Raw genomic sequence first — 16,644 nt, 5'->3', positions numbered from 1 at the left:
ATTCCCACTCGATTATTGATAATGAAAATTTTTCATTTTCTATGAGACGCTTACGTAGATTTGCAAATCTGATACCATGTAAAATGCCATTGACACAGGAAAGATTGTGAGATTTTTACGCCAATAGCCGTGTGACGTTGAAAATCACTCGCGAGTCAGTCCTTATCCGTCTCGGTTCTAGATCCGCAGCCACCAAGAACATGCGCACTCAACGGCACATTTAGTTCCCCGGGGCCTTATTCGAAAGACGAGCGTAAACTTGGGTGCCCAGCCACTTGGACACCAGCTCCCGCATTTCTGACTTGCCCATGTAATCAGTAAACAGTTCTTCATTCAGCTCCATGCGCTCAATAAATAGTGCCTCAAGGATTTGCCGAAATACGAGCTGGAACTTGTCTAGGGAGTTGACCTCTGCTGCCTTTTGCAGGGACTCGTTCTGGCTTGCGGCTTCGGTGATCTGATCAAAAAACAATTGATCTGCATCATTCAATTCTCCGCCGAAGCGCTGATTGATGATGTCGATCAGGCGTGACAGCGAAACGGGTTCCTCACGCACCATGCCTGAGCCCACCTCTCGCGGGCCGTCAAGCGGTTTGGCATAGCCTTCATTGAGGCTGATCGAGCCTTCACTGATTTTCTGCAAGCGGTAGTAATCGAGCTCCACTCCTTCGTCGAACTGATAGCTCGGCCCGCTCTTGCGCTTTGGCAGCTTCAGCGCGAGATGGCGCAGGTAGGTGAAGAGTTTTTCTAGATCGCTGTCCTGATAGGGAATCACTTGGCTCAGGAAACCGTACAGATTGCGAAAGGCCTGCAGCTTGCCGCGCCACAACTCAGCTTCATCCTCTTCACTGTTCTGCAACTGCACAAAGCGCGCGACCGCCTGATCAAGAATAGCATTCATCAGCTTATGGTCACCGGGGCTCTGGCGGCGCTTAGGCGCAAAGAACACACGAGCAAACTCGGCAATCTCGGTTTGCAGGTAAATGCCCGAGGCATCCAGCTCGGCCTTCACCTCATAGAGCTTGTCTGGATCGACCTGTTCACCCATTACCGAGCCATCGTAATACTGCCGGAAGGCCTCTTGGATTTCGTCTGGCTCGTTAACGAAATCAAGCACGAAGGTATCGTCTTTGAGTGGATGTGTCCGGTTCAAGCGCGACAATGTCTGCACGGCTTGAATGCCCGCCAGCCGCTTGTCCACGTACATCGTGTGCAACAGCGGCTGATCGAAACCAGTCTGGTATTTCTCGGCCACCAGTAGCACGCGGAAATCTGGTTTGGCGAAGGTGTCAGGCAACTCCTTTTCCTTCAGGCCGTCATTCATCTCCACCTCGGTGTACGACTTATCTGGAACCTTGTCGTCTTCCACCTTACCCGAGAACGCCACAAGGCTTTTGATCGGGTATCCCTTTTCTTGGATGTAGCGGTCGAACTCCTGCTTGTAGCGCACCGCCTCCAAACGCGATCCGGTCACCACCATCGCTTTGGCATGTCCGCCAATCTTGTGCCGGGTGAACTGCTGGAAATGCTCGACCATTACCTCGGTCTTCTGGCCGATGTTGTGCGGGTGCAGGCGCATGAAGCGGGCCAGCGCTTTGGCCGCCTTCTTGCGCTCGACGTTGGGGTCGTCTTCGGCTTTCTTGATCAGCTTGTAATAGGTCTTGTAGGTGACGTAGCTCTTCAGCACGTCCTCAATGAAACCTTCCTCAATGGCCTGGCGCATGGTGTAGCGGTGAAAGGATTCACCGCTGCGACCGAAGATCGCCAGCGTCTTATGTTTGGGCGTGGCGGTGAAGGCAAAGAAGCTTATGTTCGGCTGGTGGCCGCGCTTGGCCATGGAACGGAACAGCCGCTCCAGTTCCACTTCGCCTTCCTCCTCAGCCATCGCCTGCGCCTTCTTTCGCAGCTCGACACCGCCCAACACGCCCTTGAGCTCGGTGGCCGTTTCGCCTGATTGCGAGCTGTGTGCTTCGTCAATGATCACTGCATACCTGCGCGTGGGCAGATGGCTTTGGCTGCCCTCCCCGCGTTCCTCATTGAGCTTGGCCAGCTGCCCTGTCACGAACGGGAACTTCTGCAGCGTGGTGATGATGATGGGCACACCCGCTTCGAGTGCCTCTGCGAGCTGGCGTGAGTCCTCGTCGATCTTCTGCACCACGCCCTGACGGTGATCAAACTGGTAGATCGTGTTTTGCAACTGACGGTCCAGCACCACGCGGTCGGTGATGACCACCACGCTGTCAAACAGCCGTTCGTCGCCTTCGTTGTGCAGGCTGGAAAGGCGGTGCGCCAACCAGGCAATGGTGTTGCTCTTGCCGCTACCGGCTGAATGCTCGACCAGATAGTTGTGTCCCGCGCCTTCGCTTGCGGCAACTGCCACCATCTGGCGTACCGCCTGCAACTGGTGGTAACGCGGAAAGATCAGACTTTCCTTGCGCACTTTTTTACCGTCGTCTGTGGTCTTCTCTTCCACATTCAGGTGCAGAAAGCGGGCAAGTAGGTCGAGCAGGCTGTCGCGTCGCAGCACTTCTTCCCACAAATACGCCGTCTTGTAGTTGCGGCCCTCGCGGTAGGGCGGATTGCCGGCACCGCCGTCCAGGCCGCGATTGAAAGGCAGGAAAGTGGTGGATGTGCCCGCCAGGCGCGTGGCCATGTGCGCTTCTTCGGTATCCACCGCAAAATGCACCAGCGTGCGCTTGGTGAACACGAAGATGGGCTCGCGCGGCTCGCGGTCGTGGCGGTACTGGTGAATGGCATTGGCAGCCGACTGGCCGCTCAAAGGATTCTTGAGTTCCAGCGTGACCACTGGGATGCCATTGACCGACAGCACCACATCCAGTGATTTTTCCGACTTAGGACTGAAATGTAGTTGGCGGGTTAGTCCCAGCCGATTGGCTTTGTAACGCGCCTCCAACTTCGGGTTCAAGCCATGTGCTGGGCGAAAGAACGCGATCCGCAAAGTCTTGCCAAAGCATTTAAACCCGTGCCGCAACGTGGCCAGTACACCGTGTGTGTCCAGCCATTTGCAAAGTGTTTCCAGCACCCGGGCGCCCGTCTGCTCGCCGTGCAATGCTTCCAGCTTATCCCACAAGTTGCGTTGAGTGGCACGGATGAAGGCCAAGGCCTCGTCAGGGAAGATCGCGCGCGCTCGATCGAAGCTTTTGGCATCCATCCGTACGTATCCGTCATTCAGCAAGACGGCTTCGATGGCGGTTTCGAATGCGGCTTCGCTGGTGCGCTTCATACGGCGGACCTCGCTTGTTTTTTTCGTAGCCAATAAACAATGACCTGCGCGAACTCCGGCAATTCGCCGGGTTCGCTACCGTCCCATTTCGGCAGCTCGCGTGCCGGGTCAACACGGCGTCCATCCTGCAGACGTTGCTGAAACGCTGCAAGGACCGCCTTGCGGTTGCTCACTAGGAGCGGGAGATTGAGATTAAGAACCTCGTTGAGAGCCTCATTGATGTCCCTATCAACTGCCTTAATGGTACCGTCACCTAAAAATCGGACATGCGGCTCAATGGGGTGGGTGGAATCGCACACGCTGAAACACAGGGCTTTGTTGCCCTTCCGTGTATCGCAATGCTGCTCGCGTTCAGACCGCCCCTGGCCGCCCAAGCATACGCCGAGCAGATTACTGTAGTCGAGCTGTCGCCCTGGGTGGTCGGCCTGGCATTGCCAGTGTTCGATCTTCATGCCCTCCGGTGTGGCACGGATACGCGACTGACAGTAGCAGCACAGACCGTGCTGCTCCGCCACCAATTCTTGTCTCAAGGCACTTTTGTCAGCATAGTTGTCGTAGTCGGCATGCGACTGCTTGCGGTGCTGCGTCAAAGTGGCGGGCTCCTGCCCCTTTTTAATGGTGCGCATCTATTCGGCGCCATCTAAAAAGCGGATTAGCGAGCTAGCCCGCGTCAACTCGGGTTCCTCATCACCAAGTTTGCGTTCGAGGGTGACAATCGCAGCACGGGCGTCATCGAAGCGCTCTTGGTCAATCAGATCAAAGAGCGCTTTCAGCTCACTATCCACCTGACGGTTACGCACCCGCGCACCCATGAACTCTTGCAAGATGCGATTGACATCCATGCCATAAGCCTCAGTGGGCACGGTCATGCTCACCTTGCCATCCACAAATTCCAGGAAGCGCACGCAGCGTGCCGGGACCTCTCCCAGCACCAGAGGCGAATGGGTTGTCACCACGAACTGGCAGGCAGTGAAGGTATCTTGCAGCCGCTGCAAAATATCTCGTTGCCACTTGGGATGCAGGTGCAGCTCGACCTCATCAATCAAGACCAACGCCTCACCATCTGCTATTGGATTTGTCAGATTAGGATTAGCGATAGCAAGACGACGAGTAAGGTCGAACACTAAAGCAATCAGTCCACGTTCACCATCGGATAACTGCTCCAAAAATAACTGCTTGTCGCTTTTGTTGCCGTTAATCTGCTCATCAATCGTCGCATCTTTGGTGACGGCGTAGCGCGGCGGGTATTCCTCGTGAAACCAAAATTCTTTGATTTGTGGAATCAGACCAGAAATCGCTTTCTGAAGCAGCGGCAGAATGCTTGAGCCGTGTTCTGAGTCTTCTTGAATTACACGAGATGAACCCATGGCGCGATGCCACTTGGCGAACTCATTGAGGGAAATTTCCAGCTGCGTAAGGGATTTTGAAAATGCCGCAGCTTGCTTGAACGGAAGTGCCTTTTGAAGCTTTGGCGGAAGCCTTGAAAGGAGACGGTGCGTTGAGTAGTAAACGACCAGCGGCTGAGTCGGACTGCTTTTTAACTGGCACTTCAAGCGCGCTTCGGATTCATGATTATCAGTAAACAGCCAACGCAAGCGTTTCTCGAAGTTGCCTTGCAGACGTTTGTCTATCCACGCAATTTCGTTTTTTAGGTTCCTGTAGTCTGGCGATCCTTTTTCAAGGATAACCAACCCCTTCTTCATCATGGATTGCTTGTGCTCAAGCCCCAACTTTTCGTCTCGATCCAGACTTTCCTTGGAAAGAAAAGTGATCAGCGAAACGTCTCCCAAGACATTGCTTTCCATTTCGACGATGCAGGAAGATCTGCCTTGCTGGACGTCAGAATCGAGTAGGGACAGTGGCTTTTCGCGTGAAACCGTAAACTCAGGCAAGGAATGGGAATAAGCAGCTGTGATGGCTTGCAAAATTGTTGACTTACCAACGCCGTTGACGCCAGCAATCACAGTCATTTGCGCATCAAAGCCGATGTCCAGTCGGTCAAAGCCACGAAAATTCGTCAATCCTAAACTTTTCAATTTCATGAAATCATCTCTTCTAGCGGAATCTGGCCTGTAACAGCGGCGGTAATCAGCGCGGCGCGGCGCTCCTTTAATAGATCAATGGAGCTTTTTATGTGTTCGCGGATTGGATTTGATGTGTTGGCTTCTCGTTCGAGGAACACAACGATCTCTTCCTGCTCAACCTTTGGCGGAAGAGGGATGTGAATTTCTCCGTATCGCGTCGGGCTCAAATTGGCCTGACCGATCGCCGGGATCGCATTCTTTCGGGCAAACTCCAGAAATAGTGACGAATTCAATAGCGCAACCAAGTACTGCGGCATCGCACGATGATTCGTACGAATACGAACTAGATAGGAAGCGAAGGTCAAGGGCTTGTCGGGATCGAAATCCACCAGCCCAACCTTTGCAATCTGATCAAGACTGTTTGTTCGGTTAAAGAGCAGATCGTTTCGCCGGAGCAGCAAGTGGTCGTCGACTTCTGTGATCATGCCAGACTTCGAAACATCAATCCGCCCGTCTACAATGCAACTCATACGAAGGACTGCGATTTCTCCTTCGTCCCTGATGCTTTCAGAAAGCCCATAATCGGATGAGATCCAGGTGCGCTTCAGTTGGCAAATGTTCCAATGCGCCGGAATTTCACCCAGCCATTCCTGGCCGGAGGGCTTAAGTGGGACGTTGGGGTCGAGGCCGCGGGTGACGATGCGGCTTATGAGGGCGGCACGCTTTTCTGCCAACAGCGCCAGCATGCGTTCCTTTTCGGTAATCAGTCCGTCGATACAGGTGGTTTCGCGGTCGAGGTAATTGGCGATGAGGCGCTGTTCTTCGACTGGTGGAACATTGATTTCCAGCGATCCGATGAAATCCCAGTTGGCACGGGGCATTTTGGCACCGAATGTTGATGCAGCAACTGTATCAACGAAATCTGGAGTCAAGATGGAGTAAAGCAGGAAGCGCGGTTCGAGAAGCTCCGAAGGTCGCATGACGAGCAACTCGGTCGAGCAGACACCATCATGCAGTGCGTAACATGCTTTGGCCAAATAAGGGCGGAGTTTGCTAAACAGTACATCGCCTTCCCTGAATATATTGGCAAGCCCCGCGCTTTCGTCGGCGGTCTCGCCATCCAGTTTCGATGCGATCTCGATGATCTTGCCCGTCCACGGTTCGATGTTCTCAAGGCCAAGGTAGCTAGGATGGTCGGAGCCGGCAGACACGCGTTCGTTTCGCAATGGTGCAACGAATTTTAAGCGTGCCAAGCGCCAGACGTTCGGGTCGATTCGTACAGTTGAGGTGCTCACTCCGTCACCTCGGACAGCAAACCCAAAATCCGCTTTTCCACTTCAGCAAGCTCCGCATCAATCTTATGCAGCGGGCGTGGCGGCTGATACTGAAAAAAAATGCGGTTGAAGTTGATTTCATAGCCCACCTTGCCGATGCCGCCGTCCTGCTCATCCAGCGTCTCGCGGTCAATCCAAGCATCGGGCACGTAGGGTTGCACTTCACGCAGGAAGTAGCTGACGATGTCTTCTTTCAACGGAACGTTTTCGGCATCCTTAAGCGCCGGGTCGGACTCGTACTCAACGAAGCCCTTCTTGCCATCGCGATGTAGGCCGAGCAGGACATGCAGGCACTGTGTGGTGAGGTCGGTGGGCAGAGTCTGGATAGGGAAGTAGCTAGCATCCCCCAAAGGGTCTGACTTGTGATGTTTGGCAATCACCGGTGAGGCATCGGGATCCACGGTGGTAAAGCAGTCGCGGAAGATTTTCTTCTGCGCCGTGCCCTTGGCACCCTTGGCCCAACCTTCCATATCGTCGGACAGGGTCTTGAACACTTGTTGCACAGTGGTCCAGGCTTGGCTCCAGTCCAACAGCGGTTCGGTGCCAACTTCGTCCTGCACCGCCTGCAGGGCATCGTACAGCTCGGGGCAGGTGTCGAGGAAACGTTCGCGGGCTTCGTCGGTAATCTGGAAACGCAGGCGCAGCGGGCGCAGTACGGTAATACGGCGATAGCCGAAATCCTTGTTGTCAAACACGCGGCTGGTCTGGCTGTTTTCCAGTGCACCATGTTCGCGGGTGATGGCACCGAGCGCAACTGGGTCAAGGTAGCGGCGCTTGTTACCCAGACTACGCCTCATCGATGTGTAGCGTTCGCGGGCGTCAATGAGCTGGATCTTGCCCCGGCGGTTTGCCGCCTTGCGGTTGCTTACCACCCAAATGAAGGTGCCGATGCCGGTGTTGTAGAACATCTGCTCGGGTAGGGCGACGATGGCTTCAAGCTGGTCGCGCTCGATGATCCAGCGGCGAATCTCGCTTTCGCCACTGCCAGCACCGCCAGTAAACAGCGGCGAGCCATTGAACACAATGGCGGCGCGTGAGCCGGGCATGTCGCGGCGGCCTGGCTTGTAGTCCTGGAACTTGCTCATCATGTAGAGCAGGAACAATAGGGCACCGTCGCTGATACGCGGTAGCTTGCCGCCGTAGCCACGAAAGTTGGGCCAGCGATCAATGGTTTGTTTCTCAGTATTCCAATTCAGACCGAAAGGCGGATTGGCCAGCAGATAGTCGAACGTGTGGTCCGGAAACGGGTCATCGGTGAGAGTGTTGCCCAGCACCACCTGACCATCCTTGTGCCCCTTGATCAACAAGTCGGAAGCTGCCACAGCATAGGAACGCGGGTTGTAGTCCTGCCCAAAGACTTTGACCGTGGCTTGATCATTGTGGGCTCGGATCCAATTTTGCGCTTCGGTCAGCATGCCTCCGGTGCCGCATGCGGGGTCGCAGATAGTGACGATAATACCGGCCTGAGTGAGCACGCTGGTGTCGGGCTCCAGCAACAAATTGACCATGAGTTGGATAACTTCACGCGGGGTAAAGTGGTCGCCGGCGGTTTCGTTCGCGGCTTCGTTAAAGCGCCGAATCAGGTCTTCGAACACCAGACCCATGGTAATGTTGTCCACCCTGTTGGGGTGCAGGTCGATCTCGGTGAACTGGGAAACCACCTGGTAGAGACGGTTGGACTCTTCGAGCTTCTCGATCTCCTTGTCGAACTCGAACCGCTCGAATATCTTGCGGACGTTCTCTGAAAAGCTGGCGATGTAGTCGGCCAAATGACGACCGATGTTATCGGGGTCGCCCTTGAGCTTCTGGAAGTCAAGTTGGCTGTGGTTATGAAAACCCAGCGGGGTGCCGTCCTCATCCTTAGCCAAGTTATTGAGGATGGCGTCGATGTTTGAGATGTTCTTCGCCGTGAGCTGCTCGTACCGCTTGAGAACGGCCTCCTTACTCGGTGCCAGCACGGCATCGAAGCGGCGCAGCACGGTGAGCGGGAGCATGACGCGCTCATATTGCGGCGGACGGTAAGGGCCGCGCAGCAGATCGGCCACCGACCAGATAAAATAGGCGAGTTGCTGAAAGTTAATGCTCATTGGTATTGAACTATCTTCTTGTGCTTATGCAGGACAATCGTAATCTGCTTGTATTCCCCGATATTCAACGCGCGGCGCATCTTGTCAGCGGCGGCCGAGAGGTCTTTTTCGGTGCTCAACGTGATCTCCGAGGCTGCATTCCTGTGATTCCTTGGGTTCGGTTATGTGCAACGTAAGGTCATGGCTGCCGTGGTGCGACAACACAACCATGTTTGTACAGGGTGGTTCAGGACACGCCGTAGCGCCGGGCCACATCCGCAACCTGTATCTCAGGCTCACGAAGCAGCGCCTTGATCTCGCGGGCCTGCATCTCCCCAGGCTTGGGTTTGCGGCCGCCGGAGCGGCCTCTGGCGCGCGCTGCAGCTAGGCCGGCTGGGTGCGCTCGCGGATCAGGCTGCGCCCGAGCCGATCCAATCGCCATACCACTAGCGTGTCTCCGCTGCGCAGGGCCTTTCGGCACTGATCCAGCTCTGGCCGAGCACCGCTCTTCCCGCTTGCTGCCTCCTCGTAGGTGACATGGCAATCAACTTGCTGAAGGGCGTCGCGCTGCAAGTCCAGGTGCTGCTCCTCTGTGGAAACCCGCGCGCAGCCGATCCGCTGTTTCATTGACACAACCGAGACGTTGGAAACTTGACGAGAATATTAACTCGCCAAGGAGGCTTCGGATAGTCGCGGATGCGAATTTTCAACGTGTCCGGAAACCACCGTTTTCTGGACAGTCTGTAGGCGTTCTAACAGCAAATTAAAGGACGCATCTCACTTATCAAATCAGCAACCTGCTCTTGTCGTTCCAATATGTCGACCAAAGCCTCCCGAACGACCTTATTTGGCACTACGGCATCAGGCCGATCGACCAGCCATAGCTTGAGAAGACCACCAATACGGCCCAGATCCCCTCTCAGCCTGAACAGTTCAAGAAAAGTCTCCTGATCGACACGACTAGGAGGACTATAGCCAAGAGCTAGGCTCCTCATCAGGGTGGAAGCCGGTAGCCTCACTTGGCGAGCCGTGAGCTCAATTGCTTCTTTTTCTGCTGCCGTCACTTTGACCGGAATACGTTGACCCGACCGCGGTCCGATATTTTTTTGGCGCTTCTTCTCGATCTCGGTCACTAGACCACCCCTTTACCAGCGTTGAGCCACAGGCGAACAAGCACGTTGCCGTGCACACGGCAACCTATCTTGCTTTCAGCCATCACGCGACAAAATGCAATTATATGCGAACGTACCATCGGCCCCACGATCAGGAAGATTTTCGCCTATAGTTGCATATATTGGATTATATTAGCGCATATCCGCGCTTTAACGCAGTAGGTATAATCAGGGGAGTAGTTACAATGACGCCAAATAAAAAGGGTATGGCTCGCGTGAGGTTTCTCGCCCTAAAAACCGCCATCGCAGAAGAGATGGAACAAGGTTACAACAGGTCAGATATCTTCCAAAAACATCACGATCTCCTTCAGATGAGCTATAGTCAGTTCACGCGGCACGTGAGGAAATTTATTTTGGGACTGCCCTCACAGCAGCCCAAAAGAGAGCTGCCACCTGCCTCCTCCACAGCCACTGAAAAACAAAGCCCGGAGGTATCTTCCAAACGCCGTACTTTTAGTCCAAGGCCGATAAACTTCCATCCAAGCCCTGATCGTGAGCTCGTTGCCCACTGGCTGTCCCCTGCGGAGGGCACAGAGAAATAATGAATTGCATGCCGTTTAAACGCTACGAGCAAAGCGTTTAAACACTCTCGCCCTTGGCACGAAGGACGTCCTTGAAGACATATCCCCAGCAGGAAGAGCCCCGTAGACGTTAAAAGAATATATTTGAGTTAAAACGCGCGCGCGTGTTAAGGGTTAGAAAAACATATAATATTCAATGTGTTATATACCACTCGTGTGGGTGAAAGTACGTGTCGGGGCGTGGGTAAAGGTACGTGCTAATCCACAGGAAAACGTGGGTGAAGGTACGTGACATTCCACAAAGCTATCGCCACTTATCAACAGGGTGTTTTGGGAGGATCAGCTCCTCAATGTCGCCCTGCTACTGAGCAAGCGAGCGTTTCTTAGCTACAGATTGCGAGCAGCCGCGTTTCAGCGCCCCCCTCTTTTGGCAAAGAAAGTTACGTGGTCATGTTCTGTATCAAGCGACATCTGATAATCAGGTAGCAGGTTGATACCTGACAATTCCTTTACCTGCCGTCGAAACTCTCTCAAAGTCGCAGTACTGCCGCTTTTTGCGTACAAGACCGTCACAGACACGCGCCATTTTGGCTGAAGACCACAATGTTTACGGGCAAGTTCATATATGCGCCGCTCAAGCGGCTTGCGGAGTTTGAAATAGTCCCGTGACAGGGTCAGAACCCGCATGGTCGCAACAGAACGGAATAGCCAGTGTGGCAAATCCACCTCGATGGCTGTCACCCGATCATCTGTTGGCGACTTTTCTACAATCCGCCATGAATCAATCAGTCCAAAGCCGCGTCGCTCACACTGTCCGTTCGTCTCAATATTAGTCTCGATGCCAGTCCCTCTCAGTCTTGCAAGCATACCGACTATACGGCGGTAGCCGAGCCCCCCTGTTGAGCGGTTCGTACTACGGAGAAAATCATAAGCCGTAAAACGCACTGTTGGTGTTATGGGGCGCCCACGATTCTTGGCCTCCACCAACTGACTGATGCAATAAATCCACAAGTCCTTGTCATGTATGGTCGCACAACCATCCGCCCCGGGCTTCACGGTCACCAAGAGACCGTTACGCTCATAGGTTCTTACACGCCTATCGCCCGCTTTTAACGCAAACAGTGGATGCTCCATGCTAACCGCGTCACCCTTTGGTGCAGCGGCCAGAATGTCTGCGACGAAAAAGCCTTCCCGATGGCAGAGGTCTGCTGAGGAACATTTTGATGCCTTGCCGGCGGCATGCTGCTCCCCGCGAATGGGAGACACAGGCGTTACAAACAAGCTCGGAAATCAGAAGCGCACACCAGGACGCTGCGCCTGAGCGCCCTGCGCCCTGCGCGCCTCAATCCACGCCTCAACTTCACCAAGGTCCCACGCCACGTTTCTACTTGTCAGCGCGATACGGCGGGGGAACTCGCCACGCTGCTCCATATTGAAGATGGTTCGTTCAGCAAGAGGAATCATCTCATGAAGCTTTTTGCGCCCGATCAGAACTCTGCTTGTCATTCCCACGTCTGTTATTCCTGTGTCAGCATAGCGTTATGCTTGACACTATCGGCCGATGCCCGCTGATGCCGGGAAAAAGATAGAATATGGTTGACATCGACTGTAGGCTGAGAACATGTCTCGACGCCGCAAAACACAGCTTGCTTTCGATCCACATCTTGAGCGCATGGTTGTTCAATCAGATCCAACAGGTCGCATGAAAGCGAAACTGAGCGGATCGTTTTATGCATTTGACGCATACTTCTGCGAACTCTGTGAAAACCAGACAGAATATTCTGTGGTAACGAATTCCCCGGTAGTCGTAAAAAAACTAAAACGAGGAAACGCTAAGCTGGTCCCCCTGACCGATAAGATGATCGAAAGCGCCAGAGCCCGCTCACTTAAAGTAGCAGAGCGCTACCGCCTCGCCTTATCTGGAAAATATGGGCCTTACGAGGTGGGGAAAATGCTTATGCGCTATTGTGATTCTACTGAACTGAGGGCGGATTATTCTTACGAGGGCTTTCTAGAACACATCGAACCCAAGATGAGGTTGAGCGAACACAGCCGACATGGTGATCTTGCGTGGCCAACGCGGTTATCTGGGAGTGACCCGAATGGACCGAAGCCAAGTAAACTGTATTGCGAGCATCACAACCCACGAAGAAGTACAGAATCTCGAAGGGCTTATCAGAGGGACAGGCGATTTATTTGGGAATATCGCGCCCTAATAGAGCAGATATGGAGCCTTTGTATCAACAACCTCACTCGCGCGCACTGGGATATCGAAGACCAAGTGTATGTTCGACGAGAAGCATACAGGCAGGTTCAAGCCATCCGATCTTCTGCGAGCATGATTCACGACTTACTATCCGAGGGTACGCTGAACCAATCCGAAATAGCTCGAAAGCTGGGTATTTCGCGCCAGGCTGTTTCGGCAGCAGTCAAAAAGCGCGCTCAAAAAAAAGGTGCGCAGACAAGAAAGCTAGCGCTTGCGAATGGCCCACTCATCGATCATGTCGGCCCAATCCTGCAACATGGTGCTTCTTTGCTCGCGATATTCGGCCTTATTGTAGACGGCCCTGACGCCCTTCTGCTCATGGGCAAGGCACTTCTCGATCCAATCAGTATTATAACCAGCTTCGTGCAAAAGAGTACTCGCCGTGCGGCGTAGATCATGTGGCCCAAACTTCGCGAGCGATTGCCCCTCCTTCTGAGCAAGCCTATAGGTCAACGTTAGCACCTGATTGAGCGTTGCACTGCTCATCGGCTGATCGGTGTCGTAGCGGGATGGCAATATGTAATCTGAGCCCCCAGAAAACGTCTTCAGGGCAATGAAAATATCGAGCGCCTGTCGCGACAGAAATACCAAATGGGGGTTGCGCCGCTTCATCCGCTCTTTGGGGATCGTCCAAAGCGCCTGACTAAAATTGACCTCGCTCCACGTTGCGTTGGTCAGTTCGCTCTTTCGGACCATCGTCAGCAAAAGCAGCTTGGCTGCGGCCCGGATCGAGGGGGTCGTGCCAATGCGCTCGATGTACTGATACATCAGGCCGATCTCTTCAGGCGTCAGAGCACGATCCCTCGGCTCAAATTTTGCTATGCTGGTCGGACGAACCAGTTCAGCCGGATTTTCAACCTTCTGCCCTCGTTCGATAGCCCACCGGTAGACCTGGAACATCACCTCTCTTGCGTGAACCGCAGTCGCCGGAGCGCCACGTTCGACGATGGCGTCAGTCAGCGCCCGCAGGTCTTCATGGGTAATCTCCACAAGCTTCTGACTGGCGAATTTAGGCTTCAGTTCACGCTCGTAGACGGATTTGCGCATGTCACGAGTTGAGTCCGCCATCTGATATCCGCGCAGCCACTTCTCGGCCCACGCTCCGAACGTCTCCACGCCCTTGATACGCGCCTTTGCGCGAGCTTTTTCCTTCGCAGGTGACTTACCTGCTGCAATCAGCTTTTTAGCCTCTCCTAATTGCTCACGAGCTTCGGCCAGAGTGATGCCTCCAACGCCGTACTGCCCGAAAGTCAAAGTCTCCTGCCTGCCGTGGATCGCGTAGTTGTAGCGAAACGAAATGCTCCCCGCAGGCGTAACCGCAACGTACAACCCATCGCGGTCATTCACCTTGTAGAGTTTATCCATCGACTTGAGGTTGCGCAGTTTGGTATCGGTCAGCATCGGTTCGTGGCACCCACATAACAATACCATGATCAAAAACCGCCAAAATAATCAGAGAAATCCCTTTTTATTCAACAGGTTATTGGAAATTAATACCATGACACCCACAAAGTGTCCGACATGGTATCAACAAAAACCATGGCATCAGACTCAGTCAGTGCCACGCACTATGCCATAAAAAATAACTGCTTGGCGATACCGTTCTGTGCCAGACAATGCCGGACCAAAAAACAAAAAAGCCCGCATTTCTGCGGGCTTTAAGGCACTTTCATGCCGGGTGATGCCACCTTATGCCAGACGCGGGATTATTCCCACTCGATCGTACCGGGCGGCTTGGAGGTGATGTCGTAAGTCACGCGATTGATGCCGCGGACCTCGTTGACGATACGCCCCGCGACCCGGTTCAGGAAGGCGAAGTCGAACGGATAGACTTCCGCCGTCATGCCATCCGTGCTTGTCACAGCACGCAGGGCGCAGGCCTGATCATAAGTGCGGCCATCACCCATGACGCCGACGGTCCGCACCGGAAGCAGAACCGCAAAAGCCTGCCAGATCGCATCATAAAGCCCGGCGCGACGGATTTCCTCGAGATAGATCACATCCACCTTGCGCAGCAGATCGAGCTTTTCCTTGGTCACATCGCCGGGAATACGGATGGCCAGCCCCGGCCCCGGGAACGGATGCCGCCCGACAATGCTCTCGGGGATACCCAGCTCACGACCCAGCATGCGGACTTCGTCCTTGAACAACTCACGCAGCGGCTCGACCAGTTCCATATTCATGCGGTCCGGCAGACCGCCGACGTTATGATGGGACTTAATGGTCACGGACGGGCCACCCGAAAAGCTCACGCTCTCAATCACATCCGGATACAGTGTGCCCTGTGCCAGGAACTGCGCCCCACCCAGCTTCGCGGCTTCCTCCTCGAACACTTCGATGAACAGACGACCGATCGTCTTGCGCTTGGTCTCAGGATCCGTCACGCCAGCCAGTTCCTTCAGGAACAGTTCGGAGGCGTCACGATGGACCAGACGGATGTTGAAGCGGCCACGAAACGTCTTGACGACCTCGTCCGCTTCGCCCGTGCGCATGATGCCGGGGTCCACGAAAATGCACGTCAACTGATCACCGATCGCGTCATGAATCAGCTTGGCGGCCACGGAGCTATCCACGCCACCCGATAGACCACAGATCACACGACCCGTGCCAACCTGCTTGCGAATACGCGCAATTTCTAGATCGCGGAAGCCGGCCATGGTCCATGTTCCACTGCAACCAGCGACATTATGCGTAAAGTTCCGGATCAGGGCCGCGCCGTGAGGCGTATGAACAACTTCCGGATGGAACTGTACACCATAAAGGCGACGTCCTTCGTCGGCGATGATCGCGAATGGCGCACCCTCGGAATGCGCGACAGCGCGGAAGCCCGGCGGAAGCTGCGTCACGCGGTCACCGTGGCTCATCCAGACCTGTTCACGCTTGCCGCGCGCCCAGACGCCACGGAACAGTGAACAGTCTTCCGCGATATCGATATAGGCGCGACCGAATTCACGGTGTTCGTGGTTCTCGACCTTGCCGCCCAGCTTCTGGCACATCGCCTGCTGGCCGTAGCAGATTCCCAGCACGGGACAGTTCAGGGCAAAGACGACATCCGGAATCGGGGGAGCATTCTCGTCATGCACGCTGGCCGGGCTTCCGGACAGGATGATGCCGCGCGGATTAAAGGCACGGATCTTTTCATCGCTCGCAGTGAATGGCCAGATTTCGCAGTAGACGCCGCTCTCGCGGACGCGGCGCGCAATGAGCTGCGTCACCTGGCTGCCGAAATCCAGGATGAGGATACGGTCTTCGTGAAGGGTTTCGTCAAGCTTTTCGACGGTGCTGGCGTCCTGCTGGGTCAATGTCGTGGCCTCGCGTTCCGGTTTCATGGTGCCTTTTGAGGCTCTCCTATAAGATGTTGTGTCGTCTGCGTCATCCATTGTGCAACACGGATCAGGATCCAACATGCGTTCGAGATCATTTTTAACTCTTTCCGCCTGCGCCCTGCTGGCCGCCTGCGCCGGCACTCCCGACCCCGGACAGGATCCAACAGGGTCCTGGATCGGCGCTCTCGTGACGGATCAGGGAACCTGTCCGACGGAACGGACCTCCACATTGCGGATACATGGTCGTGAAATCCTCTTCACACCCGCAGACGGATCTCAGGTACTGCATGGCACCTACACACCTGACAGCCACCACTATCATGCGGAACTCGCGATAACGGATCTCAACCATCATCCGACAGCCGTCGTGTTCAATGGTTATCCTGTTGGACAGGCCATTGGTGGCACGTTTGGCTCCCCGTCCTGTCGAGCGCACATTACGATGACACGGCACTGATTTTTTTTACGAACCGGGGTTGTCAGGTCAGTTAAGCCTCTGTAAAACCCCGCTTCACAGCGCACCCGTAGCTCAACTGGATAGAGCACCAGACTACGAATCTGGGGGTTAGAGGTTCAAGTCCTTTCGGGTGCACCAGTCTTTCTTGAGTAAAGACTTATACAATGTGTCCGCACCCGTAGCTCAACTGGATAGAGCACCAGACTACGAATCTGGGGGTTAGAGGTTCAAGTC

General features: G+C 54.5%; 14 protein-coding genes, 1 tRNA gene and 1 pseudogene. 4 read left to right on the top strand and 12 right to left on the bottom strand.

Annotation, left to right across the window (positions count from 1 at the left end; all coding sequences use genetic code 11):
• Nucleotides 1-220: 220 nt before the first annotated feature.
• The 8 genes from GKA01_RS06320 to GKA01_RS06290 all read right to left on the bottom strand — a co-directional run bounded on the left by GKA01_RS06320 (nucleotide 221) and on the right by GKA01_RS06290 (nucleotide 9,801).
• Nucleotides 221-3,244: a type I restriction endonuclease subunit R gene (locus GKA01_RS06320; protein WP_146860319.1), complete on the bottom strand. Its 3,024-nt coding sequence runs from the start codon at nucleotides 3,242-3,244 to the stop codon at nucleotides 221-223.
• Complete coding sequence (locus tag GKA01_RS06315; protein WP_146860317.1) at nucleotides 3,241-3,870, bottom strand: retron system putative HNH endonuclease; 630 nt, start codon at nucleotides 3,868-3,870, stop codon at nucleotides 3,241-3,243. Before GKA01_RS06315 ends, GKA01_RS06320 begins: the two co-directional genes overlap by 4 nt.
• The gene (locus GKA01_RS06310) at nucleotides 3,871-5,286 is read right to left on the bottom strand and encodes an AAA family ATPase (RefSeq protein ID WP_146860315.1); all 1,416 of its coding nucleotides are present in this window, start codon (nucleotides 5,284-5,286) and stop codon (nucleotides 3,871-3,873) included.
• Complete coding sequence (locus GKA01_RS06305; protein WP_146860313.1) at nucleotides 5,283-6,563, bottom strand: restriction endonuclease subunit S; 1,281 nt, start codon at nucleotides 6,561-6,563, stop codon at nucleotides 5,283-5,285. Before GKA01_RS06305 ends, GKA01_RS06310 begins: the two co-directional genes overlap by 4 nt.
• Nucleotides 6,560-8,689, bottom strand: a complete 2,130-nt coding sequence (locus GKA01_RS06300; RefSeq protein WP_146860311.1) for a type I restriction-modification system subunit M — start codon at nucleotides 8,687-8,689, stop codon at nucleotides 6,560-6,562. The genes GKA01_RS06305 and GKA01_RS06300 overlap by 4 nt, the downstream gene beginning before the upstream one ends.
• Nucleotides 8,690-8,915: 226 nt before the next feature.
• The gene (locus tag GKA01_RS14160; RefSeq protein WP_456305906.1) at nucleotides 8,916-9,110 is read right to left on the bottom strand and encodes a helix-turn-helix domain-containing protein; all 195 of its coding nucleotides are present in this window, start codon (nucleotides 9,108-9,110) and stop codon (nucleotides 8,916-8,918) included.
• Complete coding sequence (locus GKA01_RS14155) at nucleotides 9,053-9,295, bottom strand: recombinase family protein (RefSeq protein WP_456305905.1); 243 nt, start codon at nucleotides 9,293-9,295, stop codon at nucleotides 9,053-9,055. The genes GKA01_RS14160 and GKA01_RS14155 overlap by 58 nt, the downstream gene beginning before the upstream one ends.
• A 125-nt stretch (nucleotides 9,296-9,420) precedes the next feature.
• Entirely contained in the window at nucleotides 9,421-9,801 is a 381-nt protein-coding gene (locus GKA01_RS06290) for a plasmid mobilization protein (protein WP_146860309.1), read from the bottom strand.
• Between the two features lie 224 nt (nucleotides 9,802-10,025).
• Here GKA01_RS06290 and GKA01_RS06285 point away from each other — a divergent pair, with 224 nt between their 5' ends.
• Complete coding sequence (locus tag GKA01_RS06285) at nucleotides 10,026-10,382, top strand: TraK family protein (RefSeq protein WP_146860307.1); 357 nt, start codon at nucleotides 10,026-10,028, stop codon at nucleotides 10,380-10,382.
• 390 nt (nucleotides 10,383-10,772) lie between these two features.
• Here the strand turns inward: GKA01_RS06285 and GKA01_RS06280 are convergent, their stop codons facing one another.
• Nucleotides 10,773-11,627: a replication initiator protein A gene (locus GKA01_RS06280; protein WP_264789208.1), complete on the bottom strand. Its 855-nt coding sequence runs from the start codon at nucleotides 11,625-11,627 to the stop codon at nucleotides 10,773-10,775.
• A 24-nt stretch (nucleotides 11,628-11,651) separates the two neighbouring features.
• Complete coding sequence (locus GKA01_RS06275; protein ID WP_146860303.1) at nucleotides 11,652-11,867, bottom strand: helix-turn-helix transcriptional regulator; 216 nt, start codon at nucleotides 11,865-11,867, stop codon at nucleotides 11,652-11,654.
• A gap of 115 nt (nucleotides 11,868-11,982) precedes the next feature.
• Here GKA01_RS06275 and GKA01_RS14035 point away from each other — a divergent pair.
• Nucleotides 11,983-12,786: pseudogene (locus tag GKA01_RS14035) on the top strand (hypothetical protein); the annotation flags it as partial.
• Nucleotides 12,787-12,831: 45 nt separating this feature from the next.
• On the opposite strand, the gene GKA01_RS06265 reads toward GKA01_RS14035, so the two are convergent.
• Together GKA01_RS06265 and guaA are read right to left on the bottom strand one after the other, a co-directional pair.
• Entirely contained in the window at nucleotides 12,832-14,028 is a 1,197-nt protein-coding gene (locus GKA01_RS06265) for a tyrosine-type recombinase/integrase (protein WP_146860301.1), read from the bottom strand.
• Between the two features lie 305 nt (nucleotides 14,029-14,333).
• Nucleotides 14,334-15,956: a glutamine-hydrolyzing GMP synthase gene (guaA, locus tag GKA01_RS06260; protein ID WP_194265766.1), complete on the bottom strand. Its 1,623-nt coding sequence runs from the start codon at nucleotides 15,954-15,956 to the stop codon at nucleotides 14,334-14,336.
• 76 nt (nucleotides 15,957-16,032) lie between these two features.
• Between guaA and GKA01_RS06255 the strand changes: the two genes are divergently transcribed.
• On the top strand, nucleotides 16,033-16,410 hold the full coding sequence (locus tag GKA01_RS06255; RefSeq protein ID WP_146860300.1) for a hypothetical protein: 378 nt from the start codon (nucleotides 16,033-16,035) through the stop codon (nucleotides 16,408-16,410).
• Between the two features lie 61 nt (nucleotides 16,411-16,471).
• A tRNA-Arg gene (locus GKA01_RS06250) sits at nucleotides 16,472-16,548 on the top strand.
• Nucleotides 16,549-16,644 lie beyond the last annotated feature (96 nt).

The sequence above is a fragment of the Gluconobacter kanchanaburiensis NBRC 103587 genome, assembly GCF_007988905.1.
GTDB classification, from domain to species: Bacteria; Pseudomonadota; Alphaproteobacteria; order Acetobacterales; family Acetobacteraceae; genus Gluconobacter; species Gluconobacter kanchanaburiensis.
This window is presented reverse-complemented; position numbering and strand designations above follow the sequence as displayed.

Excerpts from the sequence above, each read along its gene's own strand:
- GKA01_RS06320 (WP_146860319.1), bottom strand. The coding sequence starts at position 3,244 with ATGAAGCGCACCAGCGAAGCCGCATTCGAAACCGCCATCGAAGCCGTC.
- GKA01_RS06315 (WP_146860317.1), bottom strand. The coding sequence starts at position 3,870 with ATGCGCACCATTAAAAAGGGGCAGGAGCCCGCCACTTTGACGCAGCAC.
- GKA01_RS06310 (WP_146860315.1), bottom strand. The coding sequence starts at position 5,286 with ATGAAATTGAAAAGTTTAGGATTGACGAATTTTCGTGGCTTTGACCGA.
- GKA01_RS06300 (WP_146860311.1), bottom strand. The coding sequence starts at position 8,689 with ATGAGCATTAACTTTCAGCAACTCGCCTATTTTATCTGGTCGGTGGCC.
- GKA01_RS14160 (WP_456305906.1), bottom strand. The coding sequence starts at position 9,110 with ATGGCGATTGGATCGGCTCGGGCGCAGCCTGATCCGCGAGCGCACCCA.
- GKA01_RS14155 (WP_456305905.1), bottom strand. The coding sequence starts at position 9,295 with ATGAAACAGCGGATCGGCTGCGCGCGGGTTTCCACAGAGGAGCAGCAC.
- GKA01_RS06285 (WP_146860307.1), top strand. The coding sequence starts at position 10,026 with ATGACGCCAAATAAAAAGGGTATGGCTCGCGTGAGGTTTCTCGCCCTA.
- GKA01_RS06275 (WP_146860303.1), bottom strand. The coding sequence starts at position 11,867 with ATGACAAGCAGAGTTCTGATCGGGCGCAAAAAGCTTCATGAGATGATT.
- GKA01_RS06265 (WP_146860301.1), bottom strand. The coding sequence starts at position 14,028 with ATGCTGACCGATACCAAACTGCGCAACCTCAAGTCGATGGATAAACTC.
- guaA (WP_194265766.1), bottom strand. The coding sequence starts at position 15,956 with ATGAAACCGGAACGCGAGGCCACGACATTGACCCAGCAGGACGCCAGC.
- GKA01_RS06255 (WP_146860300.1), top strand. The coding sequence starts at position 16,033 with ATGCGTTCGAGATCATTTTTAACTCTTTCCGCCTGCGCCCTGCTGGCC.